General features: G+C 36.9%; 14 protein-coding genes. 5 read left to right on the top strand and 9 right to left on the bottom strand.

All coding sequences use genetic code 11. The annotated features are described in order from the left end of the window. Positions 1–16 precede the first annotated feature (16 nt). From murD to ACFFHK_RS08655, 9 genes are all read right to left on the bottom strand, one after another. A complete protein-coding gene (murD, locus tag ACFFHK_RS08695; RefSeq protein ID WP_382371526.1) occupies positions 17–1,342 on the bottom strand; it encodes a UDP-N-acetylmuramoyl-L-alanine--D-glutamate ligase in 1,326 nt (441 codons plus the stop codon). 15 nt (positions 1,343–1,357) lie between these two features. After that, complete coding sequence (mraY, locus tag ACFFHK_RS08690) at positions 1,358–2,440, bottom strand: phospho-N-acetylmuramoyl-pentapeptide-transferase (protein ID WP_382371524.1); 1,083 nt, start codon at positions 2,438–2,440, stop codon at positions 1,358–1,360. Then, positions 2,434–3,828, bottom strand: a complete 1,395-nt coding sequence (murF, locus tag ACFFHK_RS08685) for a UDP-N-acetylmuramoyl-tripeptide--D-alanyl-D-alanine ligase (protein ID WP_382371522.1) — start codon at positions 3,826–3,828, stop codon at positions 2,434–2,436. Before murF ends, mraY begins: the two co-directional genes overlap by 7 nt. 19 nt (positions 3,829–3,847) lie before the next feature. Continuing rightward, on the bottom strand, positions 3,848–5,314 hold the full coding sequence (gene murE / locus ACFFHK_RS08680; RefSeq protein ID WP_382371520.1) for a UDP-N-acetylmuramoyl-L-alanyl-D-glutamate--2,6-diaminopimelate ligase: 1,467 nt from the start codon (positions 5,312–5,314) through the stop codon (positions 3,848–3,850). 9 nt (positions 5,315–5,323) lie between these two features. Beyond that, positions 5,324–7,090 (bottom strand): penicillin-binding transpeptidase domain-containing protein, encoded by a 1,767-nt coding sequence (locus tag ACFFHK_RS08675; RefSeq protein ID WP_382371518.1) that lies wholly within the window; start codon positions 7,088–7,090, stop codon positions 5,324–5,326. Between the two features lie 24 nt (positions 7,091–7,114). Beyond that, positions 7,115–7,432, bottom strand: coding sequence for a cell division protein FtsL (gene ftsL, locus ACFFHK_RS08670; RefSeq protein WP_382371714.1), 318 nt, complete (start codon positions 7,430–7,432; stop codon positions 7,115–7,117). Next, positions 7,432–8,397, bottom strand: coding sequence for a 16S rRNA (cytosine(1402)-N(4))-methyltransferase RsmH (gene rsmH / locus ACFFHK_RS08665; protein ID WP_382371516.1), 966 nt, complete (start codon positions 8,395–8,397; stop codon positions 7,432–7,434). The genes ftsL and rsmH overlap by 1 nt, the downstream gene beginning before the upstream one ends. 15 nt (positions 8,398–8,412) lie before the next feature. Next, the gene (gene mraZ / locus ACFFHK_RS08660; RefSeq protein ID WP_382371514.1) at positions 8,413–8,871 is read right to left on the bottom strand and encodes a division/cell wall cluster transcriptional repressor MraZ; all 459 of its coding nucleotides are present in this window, start codon (positions 8,869–8,871) and stop codon (positions 8,413–8,415) included. Positions 8,872–9,464: 593 nt separating this feature from the next. Continuing rightward, on the bottom strand, positions 9,465–10,478 hold the full coding sequence (locus ACFFHK_RS08655) for a YeiH family putative sulfate export transporter (RefSeq protein WP_382371512.1): 1,014 nt from the start codon (positions 10,476–10,478) through the stop codon (positions 9,465–9,467). Positions 10,479–10,635: 157 nt separating this feature from the next. Between ACFFHK_RS08655 and uvrB the strand changes: the two genes are divergently transcribed. From uvrB to ACFFHK_RS08630, 5 genes are all read left to right on the top strand, one after another. Next, on the top strand, positions 10,636–12,672 hold the full coding sequence (gene uvrB, locus ACFFHK_RS08650) for an excinuclease ABC subunit UvrB (RefSeq protein ID WP_382371510.1): 2,037 nt from the start codon (positions 10,636–10,638) through the stop codon (positions 12,670–12,672). Between the two features lie 328 nt (positions 12,673–13,000). Continuing rightward, positions 13,001–14,134 carry a Gfo/Idh/MocA family protein gene (locus ACFFHK_RS08645; protein WP_382371508.1) on the top strand — a complete coding sequence of 378 codons (1,134 nt, stop codon included), beginning with the start codon at positions 13,001–13,003 and terminating at the stop codon, positions 14,132–14,134. A gap of 56 nt (positions 14,135–14,190) precedes the next feature. Continuing rightward, positions 14,191–15,882 carry a solute:sodium symporter family transporter gene (locus ACFFHK_RS08640; RefSeq protein ID WP_382371506.1) on the top strand — a complete coding sequence of 564 codons (1,692 nt, stop codon included), beginning with the start codon at positions 14,191–14,193 and terminating at the stop codon, positions 15,880–15,882. A gap of 66 nt (positions 15,883–15,948) precedes the next feature. Further along, on the top strand, positions 15,949–17,808 hold the full coding sequence (locus tag ACFFHK_RS08635; RefSeq protein ID WP_382371504.1) for a DUF294 nucleotidyltransferase-like domain-containing protein: 1,860 nt from the start codon (positions 15,949–15,951) through the stop codon (positions 17,806–17,808). Then, positions 17,805–18,521: an exonuclease domain-containing protein gene (locus tag ACFFHK_RS08630; RefSeq protein WP_382371502.1), complete on the top strand. Its 717-nt coding sequence runs from the start codon at positions 17,805–17,807 to the stop codon at positions 18,519–18,521. The genes ACFFHK_RS08635 and ACFFHK_RS08630 overlap by 4 nt, the downstream gene beginning before the upstream one ends. Positions 18,522–18,828: the final 307 nt, after the last annotated feature.

Here is an 18,828-nt window from a genome sequence, read left to right as displayed (position 1 = left end):
ACATCTTACCCTTTAATTATGTAGTTTGTTTGGCTAAACGGGCAAACTCTTGCCCTCGCACTTCAAAATTTGCAAATTGATCTAAACTAGCACAAGCAGGTGATAACAAAACCATATCCCCAGCCTTTAACAATGGACGAATTGCTTGAATAGCTTGTTCCATCGTATCCACAATGACACTTTGTGTTGATAATGCTGCTAAGGCTTGTTTATCTTGCCCAAAACAGTAACAAAAAATATTTGTTTTATTAATTAAAGGTTTTAATTCACTAAAATCAGCACCTTTACCATCGCCACCTAATAGGAGATATAAACGTCCTGCCACCTCTAATCCATTTAATGCTGCTTGGGTACTGCCTACATTAGTCGCCTTTGAATCATTTACCCAACGTACCCCATTTTCCTCATGTACCGTTTGAAAACGATGATCTAATCCAGCAAAGTTTTTTAATGCCTGCACGATCCCCACTTCAGGAACATTTGCTGCCTCAGCCAAAGCAATCGCTGCTAGTGCATTCATATAATTATGTCGCCCGCTCAATTTAATTTGATCAACCGCTAATAGTCGTTTTTGTGGCGTGGTTAAATAAGTTTTATCCGCTTCTTTTGCTAAATAGTAGTCTGCATCTTGCGCGGCAAAACGGAATAATTGTTGTCCTGATTCTTGATTATCTGGATAACTTAAACGATCTTCATGATTAATAATTAACGTTTGGGCTTGGTGATAAATACGTAATTTCGCTTGGCGATAATCTGCTAAATCGTGATAACGATTCATATGATCTTCTGAAATATTGAGAATAGTTGCCGCAGCTGCAGTTAAGCTATAAGTCGTTTCTAATTGGAAACTTGATAATTCTAGTACAAATAACTCACAATTTTTATCTAACAAAGAAAGTGCTGGAATACCAATATTGCCGCCGACCCCCACATTCATACCTGCCGCTTTCGCCATTTCATAAACCAATGTGGTAACGGTACTTTTGCCATTCGAACCAGTAATCGCCACAATAGGCGCTTTCGCTTCACGGCAGAAAAGTTCAATATCCCCAACTACTTCAACGCCAGCGGCAATCGCTTGTTGAATTTCAGGTGTTGTTAATGCTATGCCAGGACTTAATACAATTAAATCACTACTCACTAACCATTCTGCATTTAATCCACCAGTATGTACAGGCACATCAGAAGGTAATTGCTCTACGCCAGCTGGCTGCTGACGAGTATCCATTACTTGTAATTTAACTGACTTATTAAAAAAATAATCGACACAAGAAAGTCCTGTTTTACCTAACCCAACAATAGTTACTCTCTTACCAGTGTAATCTACTCCACGAGCATTCATCTTTGTCCCCAATGTTTAACGTAGTTTTAACGTTACTAACCCTAATAACACCAAAATTAAGGAAACAATCCAAAAACGGACAATGACTCGTGGTTCTGGCCAACCTTTTAATTCAAAGTGGTGATGAATTGGCGCCATACGAAAAATACGCTGTTTTCTTAATTTGTATGATCCTACTTGTAAAATCACAGATAAGGTTTCAATCACAAATACCCCACCCATAATCACTAATAAAAACTCTTGTCTCACTAATACAGCAATCGTACCAATCGCCCCACCTAATGATAACGAACCGACATCGCCCATAAAGACTTGTGCTGGGTAGGTATTAAACCAAAGGAAACCCAATCCAGCGCCCACGATTGCAGTACAAACGACCACTAACTCTGCACTAAATTTGATATACGGAATATGCAGATAATCAGCAAAATTAACATTTCCTGTTGCCCAAGCAATCAAGGCAAATGCAGATGCAACTAAAACCGTTGGCATAATCGCCAACCCATCTAACCCATCAGTTAAATTCACTGCATTACTGGTTCCCACAATCACAAAATAGGCAAGAATGATATAAAACACACCTAATTGTGGCATAATTTCTTTAAAAAACGGCACCACTAATACTGTCGCATTCGTTCCTTTACCAATCCAATACATTCCGAACACAGCAATTAATGCAATAAAAGAGAGCCAAAAATATTTCCAACGCGCAATTAAACCATCTGTATTTTTGCGTACCACTTTACGATAATCATCAATAAACCCTACTGCACCATAGCCAAATAGCACAAATAAGGTAAACCAAACATAAGGATTTTCTAAATTCGCCCAAAGCAATGTACTCACCCCGATAGAGGCAAGAATCATAATCCCCCCCATCGTTGGCGTACCACGTTTACTAAAGTGGCTTTGGGGGCCATCATCACGCACGACCTGCCCAATTTGCAACATTTGTAAACGTGTAATCACTTTAGGTCCAATCCATAAGCAGAACAATAATGCAGTTAGCAACGCTAAAATTGCTCTGACGGTAATATAAGAAAAAACATTAAAAAACGTATGGTATTTAACTAAAAATTCACTAATCCAAACTAACATTGTTCAAAACCTTTAAATGCAGCAATGACCTCTTCCATTTTCATCGAACGAGAACCTTTCACTAATAATAGAATTGTGTTTCCTGCTTGTAATTGTGTCGTTACATATTGTTGTAATGCCGAAATTAATTCTGCTTTTTGTTGATAATGTTCACCACCACAAGCTGCACTGATGACTTTACTATGCTGCCCAACACTAAATACTTGTGTTAAACCCGCTTGCTGTGCAGCAACAGCAACCTGCTGATGGCATTGTGCGGTACTCTCCCCTAACTCTGCCATATCGCCAACCACAAGGATTTTGACAGTTTGTGCAGCTTGTTGTAATACCGCAATTGCTGCTTTTAATGAATCTACATTGGCATTATAGGTATCATCTAGGATTGTAAATTGTGAATTCACTTTGACTGGATATAATCGCCCTTTCACATGTTTTCCCAATGACAACCCAATTTTCACATCTTCTAATGAAGCGCCCAATGCCATTGCTAAAGAGGTTGCCGCTAACGCATTGCTAATATTATGTTCACCTAAATAAGGTAAACTGATCTCAATTTCACCTTGTGGTGTACATAAGGTAAAACGATAACCTTCGGCATAAGGTTCCATTGATTTCGCATAAATATCTGCTTGAGCATTATTCAAGGAGAATTGCTGAATTGAGTGTGCGCCAATATTTGCTCGCCACATATCAAGATATTGGCAATTTGCATTCACAATCGCCAAACCATTTGCAGTTAAACCTTGATAAATTTCCCCTTTTGCTTTCGCCACTCCCCCAACAGAACCAAAGCCCTCTAAATGTGCTGGAGCAACATTATTCACTAACGCCACATCTGGGTGAGCTAACTGTGTTGTATAAGCAATTTCTCCCGCATGATTTGCGCCAAGTTCTATCACCGCATAACGATGAATTGGTGTTAAACGTAATAAAGTTAATGGCACACCAATATCATTATTAAAATTACCAGCAGTGAATAACACATAATCTTCAGAACCTGCTGTTTGCTGTAAAATCGCTGCGGTCATCTCTTTTACGGTTGTTTTGCCCGATGATCCTGTCATTGCAGCCACTTTAGGATTCACCTGTAATCTCACCCACTCCGCTAATTTTCCTAGTGCTTTCTTTGTATCGCTAACCACTAATTGTGGCACTGGAATCATTGGATTTGCCTGCTCAACGACCAGAACTTTTGCACCTTGTTGATACACCTGATCTAAAAATTGGTGAGCATCAAAACTTTCTCCTCGTAAGGCAAAAAAAATACTGCCGCAACAATTTGTGCGGCTATCGGTTGTTACACTTTCTACGTCAAAATCCGTTTGTGGAGAATTTACTATCTGTGCAGCTAACAGGTTTTGTAAAGTAGAAAAATTAATTTTGATCATTGTTATTCTTCTTTATCAATTAAGTCAGTTCAAGTAATTGTGAAACAATTTCACGATCAGAAAAATGATACTTAGTATGTCCAATAATCTGGTAATCTTCATGCCCTTTACCAGCAATTAAAATTAAATCATTCTCTTTAGCATGAGAAAACGCATACGCTAATGCCTGTTCACGGCGATGAATTATAGTAGCGTTATTTGGAAAGTCTAGCCCTTGAACAATATCATTTATAATTGCAGCAGCATCTTCAGTTCGAGGGTTATCATCTGTAATAATTACTTTATCAGCGAGCTGCTCAGCAATCTTCGCCATTTGTGGACGTTTTCCTTTATCACGATCCCCACCACAGCCAAAAATACACCATAGTTTCCCATGACAATGTAAACGAGAAGCTAATAACGCTTTTTCTAGTGCATCTGGTGTATGAGCATAATCGACTACTGCTGTTGGTTTATGTGGAGCAGTAAAACGTTCCATTCTACCACAAACACCTTCTAGCTTACTTACGGTTTCTGCTAGTTGTGTTAATGAATAACCCAATGATAATAATGTTGCTGTCGCTAGTAGCAAATTACATACATTAAATTCACCGATTAATTGTGAATGGAAAACGGCACTTCCCCAACTGGACGTAAAAGAAATGGTGGCACCTTGTGGGTGATATTCAATGTTCTCTGCTTTTAACCATTGTTGGTGTTGTGGTTGGAAAGTTGGATTTAAACTCACTTCAACGGCAGTTGGTAATATTTGTAACCACTGTTTACCTACTGCATCATCTGCATTAATAATACGTTGTTGTACTGAAAGATCGGTAAAAAGTGTTTTTTTTGCAGCGGCATAGGCATCTAAAGTATGGTGATAATCAAGGTGATCTCGGCTTAAATTGGTAAATACGGCTGCATTAAATTGCAACGCAGCCACACGTTGTTGAACTAAGCCATGCGAAGATACTTCCATTGCAACAAATTCTGCACCTTGTGCAACAAATGCTGCTAAATGACGTTGAATTTCTACTGCCGAGCCTGTGGTATTGGTTGCTGGTTGAATGTGTTGATAAAACCCATTACCAATGGTTCCCATTACAGCACTACACTTGCCTAAGAGATAATTCCACTGAGTCAATAAATTAGCAACCGTTGTTTTACCATTTGTCCCCGTTACGCCAACTAAACTCAAACGACTAGACGGATATTGATAAAATTCACCTGCTAATTTTGAAAGCTGCTGTGCTAATTGATAAACATAGATAACAGGAATATTATCCTGCCAGCTGAGGCGTGGATCATCTTGTGGGTCTTCGCTCTCTAAAATAATTGCTGCGGCGCCTGCTGCTATCGCTTGTGGCACAAACTGCCTGCCGTCAACTTGATGTCCAATTAAACCAATAAAAACATCACCTTTTGTTACGGCTCGACTATCTAATTGCATAGTATGCAACGGTTGTTCTGGTAAAGCTAAATCAAAATAATGGCTTAAACGCTGCATACTTATTCCTTAATTATTGCGTTGATTCTCACTTTTAGGTATTTCAATACGTACAATACGTTTTGCACTCTTCACCTCCCCAGAGATACCATCTGGGGTAATGTTTTTAGCACGTAAAGTATGCCCCATAATTTTGGAGAAAACAGGTGCTGAAATCGCGCCACCATAATATTTACCCGCAGTTGGGTTATTAATCAAAATCACTAATGCAAATTGTGGATTACTTGCTGGCGCAATTCCTGCTGTATAGGCAATATATTTATCCACATATTGCCCATTTTCTAACTTCTTCGCTGTCCCTGTTTTAATTGCGACGCGATATCCAGGAACCGCTGCCGCAATACCGCCGCCACCAGGTTGTGCCACACTTTCCATCATATGCACTACTTCGCGTGTAATTTTTTCTGAATAGATACGTTCGCCAATCACAGGTGGATCAACTTTGGTAATAGAAAGTGGACGATAAACACCAAAGCTTCCTAAAGCAACATAGGCACGAGCTAGCTGTAATGGTGTAACCGTTAAACCATAACCATATGCTACTGTTGCTCGTTCAATATCAGCCCAGCGTTTACGATTTAATGGTAATGTTCCAGATTGCTCACCCACTAACCCTAAATTCGTTGGCTTGCCAAAGCCTGCTTTATGGTAAGTATTCATCAACACGGATATGGGCATTTGTAACGATAATCGGCTAACACCAATATTACTAGATTTTTGTAAAATCCCTGTAATTGATAGCTCATTTCTTGGAGCTACATCTCGAATAGTATGCCCATTCACAACAAATGGCGTGGTATTAATCACTGTATCTGGAGAAACGATCTTTTGCGTTAAAGCCGATAATACTACAAATGGTTTTACAGTCGAACCAGGTTCAAATGTATCAGTAATCGCCCGATTACGACGCAATTCAGCTTGAGAACCCAAAATATTATTTGGGTTATAAGATGGCGCTGTTGCCATCGCTAAAATTTCGCCAGTGCTAATTTTTACTAATACGGCTGTTCCTGATTCAGCTTTATTTTCTGCAACCGCTTTTTTAATTTCACGGAATACCATTGATTGTAAATGACGATCAATACTCAAAGTTACATCATGTGCGTCATACTTTTGTGTACTAGAAATATTTTCAATAATATTTCCTGATTTATCACGACGATAAGTTTTTGAACCTGCTTTACCAATTAATAATGAATCAAAACTCTTTTCAATCCCTTCAATACCTTGACCATCAATATTGGTATAGCCTAATAATTGTGCAGACTCTTCCACCGTTGGATAGAAACGGCGATACTCTTTACGCATTGAAATACCAGTGATTTTTAAATCCTGAATATATTTCGCTATCGTCGGAGAAATTTGGCGGTCTAAATAGACAAAACGTGATTTAGGATTTTTATTTAAACGTGCAATTAGTTGTGGCAATGACATATCAAGCGTTTCAGCTAAACGCTGCCAACGCTCTTTTTCCATCAAAGAATTTTTTGCAAAAATTTCTTTTGGATCAGCAATAACAGAATAATTTTCTACACTAACAGACAACAAATCACCATTACGATCTAAAATATCTCCTCTAATAAAGGGAATTTGCTCAGTACGCAAAGAACGCTTATTTCCTTCTGCGATATAAAAATCTGCATTAATCAACTGAACATAGGCTGCTCTTGCGATAAGCGCAATTAATAGCCCTATAATTAAGACAATCGTAACAATATAGCGTCCTTTAGAAAAACTGCTTGTTTGCTGTGATGATTTAATTTTTGCCCGTACCATTGTGTTACCTAGTTATTCAATTTTTTATTCAATGATTAATACTTCTTGATCATCTTGCATTGATTGCATACCTAATCTACGCGCAATTCCTTCAATACGAGTACGATCACTTAATGCACTATCTTCTAATCTTAAATTTAACGCTTCATTTTGTAAGGCTTGGTATTCTATTTGTAATTGATTTTTTTCATTAATAACTAAACGTGTTAAATGAGTTACCCAAATAGTTGATACACCTACAATTACTAAAGCCAGTAATAATAAAATGACAGTTTTATTTGCTTGAAAAATGTCATCAACAATAATTCGCCATAACGGATAACGATCATAAGTTTTAAAAATCATGCTAATCTCTCCGCCACGCGTAATACCGCACTTCTTGATCGACTATTTAGTGCAAGTTCTGCCTCTGTTGGCATAATCGCCTTTCCAATTAATTTTAATTTTTGGTTTCGTTCAATTTGATCTTCAGTTAATGGTAATCCTTTAGGAATATCATCACCTTTACTCTGTTTTTTCATAAAACGTTTTACTAAACGATCTTCTAATGAGTGAAAGCTAATAATGGCTAATCTGCCTGTTGGTGCTAACACATCGATTGCCGAATTTAAGATTTTTTCCAATTCTTCTAATTCACTATTAATAAAAATGCGAATAGCTTGGAAACTACGGGTTGCTGGGTGCTTATGTTTCTCTTTTACAGGCATAGCTTGTGCAATCAGTTGTGCTAATTGCAATGTACGCGTTAGCGGTTCTGTTTTATTCTGTCGTGCTTGACGGTTAAACTCGACAATACTGTGGGCAATACGTTTAGCAAAACGCTCTTCACCAAAAGTCTTTAATACCCAAGCTAAATCACTTTCTGATACCTGCTGTAACCATTCTGCTGCAGAAAGCCCTTTAGAACTATCCATTCTCATATCTAATGGACCATCTTGCATAAAGCTAAATCCACGCGCTGCATCATCTAATTGTGGTGAAGAAACCCCTAAATCAAGCAAAATACCATCGACTTTGCCAACTAAGTGATGTTTTTCACAGATCGATTTAATTTCAGAAAAAGTATTATGCTCAATTAAAAAACGATTATCCGTAATTGCCTGTGCAGCCAAAATCGCTTCAGGATCACGATCAACCGCAATTAAACGCCCATTTTCACCTAACGCAGATAAAATTTTGCGAGAGTGTCCACCTCGTCCAAAAGTACCGTCAATATAGATGCCATTTGGCTTAATTGATAATCCCTCTACCGCTTCATTTAATAGAACTGTAAAATGTGTCGGATCTGAATAGGTTACTTGTTCCATAGGAATAAAACTCACTTATAAAAACAAAGTTCTTAACTCATCAGACGTCGCCATCGTACCACTGCTACCAATTTGAATATCTTCTGCGATTTGTTGTTGCCATTTTTCAGCTTGCCAAATTTCAAACTTATTAAGTTGTCCTACTAGCATGATTTCTTTTTCTAGAGCGGCGTGTTGTCTTAAAGCAGGGCTAAGCAAAATTCGCCCCGTTTTATCTAATTCACATTCCGTTGCATATCCCAACATCACACGTTGTAAACGTCGTCCAGTTTCATCAAAATTTGGTAATTGTAATAATTTTTGCTCAATAATTTCCCACTCTGAAAGAGGGTATAACAACAAACAAGGCTGGCGAATATCTGCTGTACAAATAAGTTGTCCATGCTCTTTATCTTGAAGTTCCATGCGATAACGAGTTGGGATCGCTAAACGACCCTTTGCATCAAGATTAATCAACGATGCGCCTCGAAACATATCCCATTACCTATTCGTTAAAAATAAAGAATTTTTACCACTATTTACCACAATCTACCACTTTTATTAGTCTATTCTCTGAAATAAAGGATTGCAAGTAATTCCTTACATTTTTTACATATAAAACACTATAAATTTGCAAAAAAATCTTTTTGGAAAAAATGATGATGTAATTTAGTGAATAAAGTACAAATTAAGAATGATTTTGGGCATGTATAAAGGAGAGAATACATCTCTTTCTAATGACATTATATTTATAAGTATCTTCACCAATTTATGACTGATTTTTCTATCCACACAACCTGTGGATAACTTTGTGGAATACTCTTCTCTAAATTTTCTTAATCCTTGCTATATAAGGATTTTTATTCATACTAACGAAAATTGTTTGCAAAATAACATTTTATTTAAAATCAATAAGTTAAATAAAATCCAGTAAAGATTATATTTTTCAGTAAAAAAATAAATAAAAAAAAACTTGACAAAAATAAGTCTGTGCAAAACTTACCATTTTTCAAGTTTTTTTCTTATGTTATGTTCAGTTGAAATAATTATTACTGGAGTAATCAGCACTCCATTTTTGCTCCAGTTTATTAGCCGAATAGTGATTGAGTTACCACATTAATTACAAAACCACCAATCGATAACCAGAAAAAGACAATCAAACCAAGAATTAATGGTTTTGCTCCTGCTTTTTTAATGGCATCAAGGTGTGTCGTTAACCCTAATGCCGACATCGCCATCATTAACAAAATGGTATCGATCTGGACTAACCATTGCGTTATTTTTACTGGCAAAATAGGGAATGAGTTAAAAATAGCAACAATAATAAACCAAACGGCAAACCACGGAATATTGATTTTTCTATGTTCTGTCGTTGATTGCTCACGGCTTAAAAAATAAGAGAGTCCCAATAAGAACGGTGCTAACATCATCACCCGAATCATTTTGGTAATCACAGCACTATCTGCAATCTGACTATTAATATTCTGACCCGCCGCATACACTTGTGCCACTTCATGTACCGTTGAACCAATATAAATACCAAACTGATGTTCTGTTAGATAAGATTGCAGCCACGTATAAAAAATAGGATACGCAAACATCGCAATCGTCCCAAAAATAACAACGGTTGCAATCGCCACCGACACTTTATGCGATTGCGCTTTGACAACAGGTTCAGCTGCCATCACCGCCGCCGCACCACAAATACTTGCCCCAGTTGCGCAAAGATAAGTCGTTTCTTTATCAATTTTGAGCCATTTTATCCCTAACCAGCAAGTAATCAGAAAGGTTGAAAGCAACATAATGGCATCTGTTACAACTGCATTAACGCCAACAGAATCAATTTGTTGAAACGTAATGCGAAAACCATACAAAATAATGCCTGCACGCAACAAAATTCCCTTAGAAAAATTCACCCCCTCATGACAGCTATTTGCTACCTTAGGATAAAGGGTATTTCCAACAAGCATTCCTAATAAAATGGCAAAAGTTAAGGCACTGATACCTAATGATTGTCCAATGCCTAAATAGCTTAATGTAAAAGCAATCACAGTTACCGCACCTGCTAATAATAGACCAGGTAATAAAATATTAATTTTCATAGCATTTCTTTCATAAATTAATGTTCGAAAAAATTATAGTTCCTTATAGCCCATAATACTATGGTCGTTTGCCAAAATCTCTTGATTTTGTATGGCAAATTTAGCTTGTTATAAAAATATGTTAAGATTCAGCAAATTTTTACCAACCTTTGTTATTATGAAAAAAAATAGTAAGCCATTTATTCTCCACTCTGATTTTCAACCTTCTGGCGATCAACCTGCTGCTATTGCTAAGTTAATTGAAAATTTAAACGATGGATTAGCGCATCAAACCTTACTTGGCGTAACAGGTTCTGGAAAAACATTTACTATTGCTAACGTGATTGCTCAGCTCAATCGTCCAGCCATGATCTTTGCGCCGAATAAAACGTTAGCGGCGCAACTTTATGCTGAAATGAAAGCCTTTTTCCCTGAAAATGCCGTGGAATATTTTGTTTCTTACTATGATTACTATCAGCCTGAAGCCTATGTTCCCTCTAGCGATACTTTTATTGAAAAAGATGCGTCCATTAATGATCAAATCGAACAAATGCGGCTATCAGCGACCAAATCTTTTCTCGAACGCCGAGATACGATTGTGGTAACCTCTGTTTCTGCAATTTATGGATTAGGTGATCCTGATTCCTATTTAAAAATGATGCTACATTTACAAACAGGTGCGATTATCGATCAACGCCAAATTTTATCTCATCTCGCCGCATTGCAGTACACGCGAAATGATCAAGCCTTTCAACGTGGGACATTCCGAGTGCATGGAGATGTAATTGATATTTTCCCCGCTGAATCAGATGATGTTGCTTTACGGGTCGAGTTATTTGACGAAGAAATTGAGCGTTTAAGTCTATTTGATCCGTTGACCAATCGCTCGCTTGGCGTGGTACCACGTTATACCGTTTATCCTAAAACTCACTATGTTACGCCACACGAACGTATTCTTGAAGCAATCGAACAAATCAAACAAGAATTAGTTCAACGCCGAGAATACTTTATAAAAGAACATAAGCTCTTGGAAGAACAGCGAATTACCCAACGTACCCAATTTGATATTGAGATGATGAATGAGCTTGGCTATTGCTCAGGGATCGAAAACTACTCTCGTTATCTTTCTGGTCGCAAAGAGGGTGAACCACCACCAACACTATTCGACTATATTCCAAACGATGGCTTATTAATTATTGATGAATCACACGTTACCGTTCCACAAATCGGAGGAATGTATCGTGGCGACCGCTCTCGTAAAGAAACTCTGGTTGAATATGGATTCCGCCTACCCTCTGCATTAGATAACCGTCCATTACGCTTTGAAGAATTTGAACGTTTAGCACCACAAACGATTTATGTTTCAGCCACACCTGGTCCTTATGAATTAGAAAAATCGGGTGATGAAATTATCGATCAAGTTGTGCGTCCAACTGGATTATTAGATCCAGAAATTGAAGTTCGCCCAGTCAGTACACAGGTTGATGATCTCCTTTCAGAAATTCGTTTACGAGTAGAGAAAAATGAGCGTGTATTAGTTACTACACTTACCAAGAAAATGGCAGAAGATCTGACCGATTACTTAGCGGAACACGGTGTCTTAGTTCGTTATCTACACTCAGACATTGATACTGTAGAGCGTGTTGAAATTATTCGGGATTTACGTGCGGGGGAATTTGATGTCCTAGTTGGTATCAACCTATTGCGTGAAGGATTAGATATGCCTGAAGTTTCATTGGTTGCCATTCTTGATGCCGATAAAGAAGGCTTTTTACGTTCAGAACGTTCCTTAATTCAAACGATTGGTCGTGCAGCACGAAACCTGCACGGTAAAGCAATTCTCTATGCTGATCATATTACCCCATCTATGCAAAAAGCGATTGGTGAAACGGAACGTCGCCGACAAAAACAACAGGCCTATAATGAACAACATGGTATCGTACCAAAAGCATTAAATAAGAAAATTGGTGAGATTTTAGATATTGGACAAAGCCCAACAAACCAAAAAGGGAAAAAAGCTCGTCAAAACAAAATTGCAGAACCCACTGCTACTTATGCAACATTGGATAATGCAAAAGATCTACAAAAAGAGATTAAACGACTTGAACAACAAATGTATAAATTTGCTCAAGATCTTGAATTTGAAAAAGCCGCACAAACTCGAGATCAATTACATTCACTACGTGAACGCTTTATGCAATTACAAGGAGATTAACATCTATAAAGATAAGCAGGAGATCTTTTCCTGCTTATTTTTTCATCATAAAAAAGGATAGAATAAATATTCTTTTATCTTCATCATACAATATACATTGATACGCTTTCTCTATTCATTTCAAGGCTTTTCTACTTTAAATATTCAATATTCCTACCTAGATCACAAAATGAAATAAAAATTTTACTTTAATGAATAACTGAATTGAAATTTTCATAACGACATAGTATGTTAGTCAGCAATTTATCTTACTGTACTTTCGCCAAAAGCCTTTTGCAGCAAGTAGAACACATTGAGTATGAAGAATATTTTTCAAAAGGAGTTCCAAATGGATAAGGTTAGAATTGGTCTTGTTGGCACAGGTTATATCGGTCGTTGCCATGCTATTGCTTATGCGCAATTACCAACTGTGTTCAATTTACAAAATAAAGTTGAACTCGAATTTTTAGCAGAAGTTACCCCTGAATTGGCAGCCCAACGCGCAAAAGAGTTTGGTTTTCGCCGTTCTACTGCTGATTGGAAACAGTTAGTTGCCGATCCAAATGTTGATGTCGTTGATATTTGTACCCCAAATTTCTTACATAAAGAGATTGCTTTAGCTGCAATTCAGCATGGAAAAACTGTTTATTCTGAAAAACCATTAGCTTTAACAGCTGCAGAAGCCAAAGAGATGTATCTTGCTGCACAACAAGCAGGCGTAAAAACATTAGTTGGTTTCAATTATGCCAAAAACCCAACAAGCCAATTAGCGCGTGAAATTATTGCTAATGGTGAAATTGGCGAGGTTATCCATTTTTACGGTACACATAACGAAGATTATTTAGCAAATCCTAATACTCCTATGGATTGGCATTGTTATCGTCATCTCGCAGGACTAGGCGCATTAGGCGATCTCGCTGCCCATATTGTACATATGGCGGAATATTTACTAGGTTCAGAAATTCAAGAAGTGTGTGGCGATATGCAAACAGTCATTAAACAACGACCAGATCCTAAAGATCCTAATAAACGTTGTACTGTTGAAAATGAAGATCAAGCAAGTGCATTAGTGCGTTTTGCCAACGGCGCCATGGGAACGATTGAAACCTCTCGTATCGCTTGCGGGCGAAAAATGGGACTTACTTATGTTGTTACAGGTACAAAAGGCACCTTAAGTTTTACTCAAGAACGTATGGCAGAATTAAAACTATATCGTCATGAAGATACATCTCACCGACAAGGGTTTAAAACCATTTTAACTGGACCTGAACACCCTGACTACCGCCCATTCTGCATCAGTGCAGGACATGGCATTGGCTTTAATGATCAAAAAGCGGTTGAAGTTAGGGATTTAATTGAAGGCTTATTAAATAACAAACCTATTTCACCTGATTTTTATGTGGGTTACCACATTTCACAAGTTTTAGAAGCGATTGCATATTCTGCGCAACATAAAACTTGGATAAAGGTGAGTGAAATTTAACACTTGTATATTTTTGTGCTGGAAATATTGATTTCTAGCGATGTAGGAGAAAAACAATGTTTGCTTTTATTTCATTTATTATCTTTACTACCTTTGTAGCTGGTTATGCTTATTACAAAACGCGTAATGCACATTTAACTGAATCTGCAGAAGGCTATTTTCTAGGAGGACGCTCTTTAACAGGGATTTATATTGGTTCATCTATGTTATTGATGAATCTTTCTACTGAACATCTTGTTGGCTTAAATGGTCTTTCTTTCCGCACTGGTTTCATTGTAATGGCATGGGAAGTTATGGCTGCAATTACGATCGTCTTATTCGCTATTTTCTTCTTACCTCGCTATCTCAAACTCGGTATTTCAAGTATTCCTGAATATTTAGAAAAGCGTTTTGATAAACAAACGCTAACAATCACCTCAATATTATTCCTAGGGTTGTATGTTATCTCATTGCTACCTATCGTACTTTATACAGGTGCGATTGCCTTAGAAAATTTATTTCAAGTTTCTAATGTGCTCCAGTTAGATCGTTCAACTGCTCTATTAATTATGGTTTGGGGTGTTGGAGCTATTGGTGCGATTTATGCCGTATTCGGTGGCATTAAAGCTATTGCGATTGCCGACACCTTAAACGGTGTAGGATTAATTGTTGGTGGTTTAACCGTAACCTTATTTGCTCTCGGCTATGTTGGTGATGGTAATGTTTGGTCTGGTCTAACGGAAGTATTCCAATCTCACCCAGAAAAGTTTAATTCTATCGGTGCTGAAGATTCATTAGTTCCCTTTTCAACCCTCTTTACTGGGTTGATTGTATCCAATATGTTCTTTTGGTGTACTAATCAATCTATTGTACAAAAAGCATTAGGTGCAAAAAATCTGGCTGAAGGACAAAAAGGGGTATTCCTATGTGCATTCTTTAAATTATTAATTCCAAGCATTATTATTTTACCAGGTATCATCGCTTACCATATTTTCAATGGGCAAATGGAGAACCCTGATAATGCCTACCCAATGTTAGTACAATTAGTTTTACCTGATTTATTAGTTGGTTTCTTCGCCGCCGTTGTTGTTGGTGCTGTATTCTCAACTTTTAGTGGCGCATTAAACTCTTCAGTAACACTATTTACCGTCAATATCTATAAAAAATCCTTAAACCCTAATGCAACTGAAACACAAGTGGTTACTGTCGGTAAAATTCTAGGTTTAAGTTTAGCGATTATTGCCATGGTTGCTGCGCCTTTAGTTGCTAAGAGTACAGACGGTCTATTCTATTTAATTCAACAATTACAAGGAATGTTTAATGCGCCAATTTTAAGTGTTGTCTTAATTGGTTTATTAACTAAACGTGTACCAGCGATCGCAGCAAAATTAGGATTACTCTTTGGTATGTCTGCTTATATTGTATTTAACTTTATTATTAAAGTAGATATTCACTTCTTCCACTTAATCGGTTTACTCTTTATAGCAAATATTGTATTTATGCTCATCATTGGTCGCTTCTACCCACGCACAACTGAATATCAAGATGTTTATACCGAACAAGTGGACATTAAACCTTGGTCATTAACTAAACCTGTTGCAGTATTAATTTGCTTAGCCTCTATTTCAATGTACACTTTCTTAGCTCAAAATGTAGGCACATGGCTAATGCCAACTTATTATGTAGTCGCAACACTTGCTATTGCTTATGTTATCTGGTCTATCATTCAAGCTTTACGTCATACACAAACCAGAAAAGTTGTTGCATAATAAAAATAAGTCATCTTAAGTAAACCGCTAATATGCGGTTTACTTTATTAACTAAAGTATTTTGCTATGTTAGAAACTTCTCTTTTACCCAATATTATTACTTTCTTGTCCACTATTCACCCTTTTGATCTTCTCTCCAAACATGATCAACAGGCCTTAGCTGGCGTTGTCGATATCCTCTATCTCACAAAAGATCAAACATTAGAACAACAACAATTAGTTGGTAAAGGTTTATTTATTATTCGTTCTGGTGCGGTTGAACAGCGGTTGCCTTCAGGCGAATTACGCGCAAGATTAACTGATGAAGATCTTTTTGGTTTTAGCCAGCTCAATCAAGAAGGAAGCGGTGATTATCACGTTATTGCTATCGAAAATACACTATTATATCGTATTCCTCGATCAAAACTATTTGAATTAATTGAAAATAATCCAGCAATTCGTCATCATTTTGCTGCGAAAGAAAGCGTTCGCTTAGCTCACTCTACTACACATTTAGCCGAAGAAGCTATTTATTTGAAAACAGTTGAAACGGTTATGAATCGACAAATGGCGATTGTTTCACCTAATTGTTCTATCCAAGATACCGCTAAAATTATGGTAAAAATGCACCGTTCTAGTGCGTTAATTATGCAAGATGATAAGTTACTTGGCATTATTAGCGATCGTGATATAACTAAACGTGTGGTTGCGGAAGGGATAACGATTGATCAGCCTATTAGTTTAGTAATGACAAAAGAGCCTCAGGTCATTAATAAATCTGCATTGCTCATTGAAGCAGTCGAAATGATGATGCAACATAATGTGCGTAGTTTACCTGTGGTTGAGGAAAACAATGTTATTGGCGTATTAACCGCAACCAGTTTAGTTGAAAAAAGCAAAGTACAAGCCGTCTTTTTAATTAGTCGTATTTACCGCCAAGAATCCTTAGAAGAATTGCTTGCTTTAGTACCACAAAAACAAGCTGTATTTCTTACATTACAAGAAGCAGGCACTGATGCACAAATCATTCAACAGATGCTTACTTTAATCGCAGATGCCTTTACCAAACGATTATTACAACTTGCCGAACGTGAATTTGGTCCAGCACCTATGCCTTATGCTTGGTTTGCTATTGGTTCTCAAGCACGACAAGAAATGCACCTTAATTCTGATCAAGACAGTGGATTAATTCTCGCTCGCCAGCCAACATCAGAAGAGCAAGATTATTTCCAACGTTTAAGCAATTTCGTTTGTTCTGGTTTAAATGCGTGTGGTTATCCTTATTGCGAAGGCAATATGATGGCAAATCAAGCAAAATGGTCAGTATCTTTAGCTAAATGGAAAGAATATTATCGTCAATGGGTATATAACCCTGATCCACAAGCTCTACTTGATATTAGTGTCTATCTTGATATTCGTTTCTTATTTGGCGATGAATCACTGGTAGAAAGTCTCCAACACACCATTCTTATGCATATTAAAGGCAATAACCGCTTTTTAGCTTTGCTCATTGCAAATTCATTACGGATTAATCCGCCATTAGGTATGTTCCGTCAATTCGTTTTAGCCAAAAATGGGGCAAACCAAAAAGTATTAAATATAAAACGACAAGCCGTTAATTTAATTGTAGAACTTGCTAGAGTTTATGCTTTAGCAGCGAACAATTTAGCCACAAATACAGTCGAACGATTAAAAATTGCTAGCAAACAAGGCATTATTAGCCAAGAAAGTCAGCAAGAATTATATGAAACCTTTTCATTCATCAACCAAGTTCGCTTATGTCATCAACAACAAGCCGTATTACAAGACAAGTCATTAACCAATGAAATTGAACCTACTTCTTTAACCTCGTTTGAACGAAATCACCTAAAAGATGCCTTCCGCATCATCGCTCGTTATCAAGAAGCAGCACAACTACGTTTTAATGCAAAAGGATTATTACGATGATTTGGCAATTTTGGCGAGATCCTTTAAAACAATTAGAAAAACAACGGCAACAAGCTTTAGTTACCCAACGCATACCTGAAGTAGCCTTACCGTTATTTCAAGCTGCCTTACCATCAAGTCATCAACCATTAAACGAACTGACTTTCGTGGCATTAGATTTTGAAACATCAGGATTAGATGCAAACCAAGATCGTATTCTCTCTATCGGTACAGTGGAAATTCAACAACAAATTCTCTCTTTATCAACTTCACAACACTACTACCTTTCTGCAAGTGATGCGATTAAACCAGAAACAGCCATTATTAATCACATTCGACCAGAAGTATTAACACTAGGATTAAATGAACAAGAATGCTTACAGCGCTTAATCCCTTACTTAGCAGGAAAAATTATTATTGCCCATTGCGCTTCTATTGAAAAAAGCTTTTTACGTCAAATCTTAGGACTGCCCTCAACAATACCACTGCCTTTAATCTTTTTGGATACCCTCGTGCTAACTCGCACACTATCTGATTATCAAGGGCAATATAATCCTGACTTACGCCTCACCGAAATTCGTCAAAAAATAGGATTACCCGCTTATTTAGCCCACAATGCTATCGCTGATGCGATTGCAACTGGAGAACTCTTTTTAGTATTAATGGCAAAGATCTTTAATCACCCACAAACCACTTTAAAGCAAATTATTCGTCAACAAGGCAACATTATTTAATTTTTTTATTTCAAATTGGCTTTGAAAATAAAAATTTTATTCATAAAAAACATTATCTAATAAAACAGAAAAATAGTTAAATTTTATTAACCTTCTGTAATTATATACTACCTTTTATCTAAATTTTTCATCACTTATCTAATCAACATCAAATCCAAATAAAAACTTAATCTATTGATATATAAAAATTTTATAAAAACTCTTTTTCCTTACCATCTTTTTTTCACAAAGAAAGTCATAAAATTTTATATGAAAAAATGAGATACATTTCACAATTCTTTAACTTCATAATTGTCATAAAATTTCC

The organism is Gallibacterium trehalosifermentans, from assembly GCF_042433055.1.
GTDB classification, from domain to species: Bacteria; Pseudomonadota; Gammaproteobacteria; order Enterobacterales; family Pasteurellaceae; genus Gallibacterium; species Gallibacterium trehalosifermentans.
The sequence above is the reverse complement of the archived record's forward strand: the minus strand, read 5'-3'. Positions and strand labels throughout refer to the sequence as shown.

What these genes read in the sequence shown, in the direction of transcription:
- ACFFHK_RS08675 (WP_382371518.1), bottom strand. Translation starts at nt 7,090, where the DNA reads ATGGTACGGGCAAAAATTAAATCATCACAGCAAACAAGCAGTTTTTCT.
- ACFFHK_RS08640 (WP_382371506.1), top strand. Translation starts at nt 14,191, where the DNA reads ATGTTTGCTTTTATTTCATTTATTATCTTTACTACCTTTGTAGCTGGT.
- mraY (WP_382371524.1), bottom strand. Translation starts at nt 2,440, where the DNA reads ATGTTAGTTTGGATTAGTGAATTTTTAGTTAAATACCATACGTTTTTT.
- ACFFHK_RS08655 (WP_382371512.1), bottom strand. Translation starts at nt 10,478, where the DNA reads ATGAAAATTAATATTTTATTACCTGGTCTATTATTAGCAGGTGCGGTA.
- murF (WP_382371522.1), bottom strand. Translation starts at nt 3,828, where the DNA reads ATGATCAAAATTAATTTTTCTACTTTACAAAACCTGTTAGCTGCACAG.
- ACFFHK_RS08635 (WP_382371504.1), top strand. Translation starts at nt 15,949, where the DNA reads ATGTTAGAAACTTCTCTTTTACCCAATATTATTACTTTCTTGTCCACT.
- mraZ (WP_382371514.1), bottom strand. Translation starts at nt 8,871, where the DNA reads ATGTTTCGAGGCGCATCGTTGATTAATCTTGATGCAAAGGGTCGTTTA.
- uvrB (WP_382371510.1), top strand. Translation starts at nt 10,636, where the DNA reads ATGAAAAAAAATAGTAAGCCATTTATTCTCCACTCTGATTTTCAACCT.
- murD (WP_382371526.1), bottom strand. Translation starts at nt 1,342, where the DNA reads ATGAATGCTCGTGGAGTAGATTACACTGGTAAGAGAGTAACTATTGTT.
- rsmH (WP_382371516.1), bottom strand. Translation starts at nt 8,397, where the DNA reads ATGGAACAAGTAACCTATTCAGATCCGACACATTTTACAGTTCTATTA.
- murE (WP_382371520.1), bottom strand. Translation starts at nt 5,314, where the DNA reads ATGCAGCGTTTAAGCCATTATTTTGATTTAGCTTTACCAGAACAACCG.
- ACFFHK_RS08630 (WP_382371502.1), top strand. Translation starts at nt 17,805, where the DNA reads ATGATTTGGCAATTTTGGCGAGATCCTTTAAAACAATTAGAAAAACAA.
- ACFFHK_RS08645 (WP_382371508.1), top strand. Translation starts at nt 13,001, where the DNA reads ATGGATAAGGTTAGAATTGGTCTTGTTGGCACAGGTTATATCGGTCGT.